Here is a 411-nt window from a genome sequence, read left to right on the forward strand (position 1 = left end):
CTGGTGATCAGCGACGCCTACCTGAAGTCGCAGAACTGTCTCTTCGAGCTGTTGGAGACGGCGAAGCACGGAGAGTTCGCCGACCGGGTGTTCCCCGTGGTGCTCCCCGACGCCCGGATCTACCGGCCGCAGGACCGCATCCGCTACGTGCGGTACTGGGAGGAGCAGATACGCGAGCTGGACGAGGAGCTGAAGACCGTTTCGGCGGCCAATCTCCAGGGCTTCCGGGAGGACATCGACCTCTACACGGAAATCCGCGCCCATCTGCCGCGGCTGGCCGACATCCTGCGCGACATGAACACACTGTCGCCCGACCTGCATCGCGACTCGGACTTCTCCGAGATCTTCGAGGCGGTGATGACCCGCCTGGCCTCCGAGTGACGTGGGGAAGGCCGGGATGTGCGAAAGGGC

General features: G+C 65.0%; 1 pseudogene. It reads left to right on the forward strand.

Going from position 1 to position 411, the window contains the following annotated elements:
- A pseudogene (locus STRIP9103_RS14835) lies at positions 1-381 on the forward strand (toll/interleukin-1 receptor domain-containing protein); the annotation flags it as partial.
- Positions 382-411: the final 30 nt, after the last annotated feature.

Source organism: Streptomyces ipomoeae 91-03 (genome assembly GCF_000317595.1).
In the GTDB taxonomy this organism is placed as follows: domain Bacteria; phylum Actinomycetota; class Actinomycetes; order Streptomycetales; family Streptomycetaceae; genus Streptomyces; species Streptomyces ipomoeae.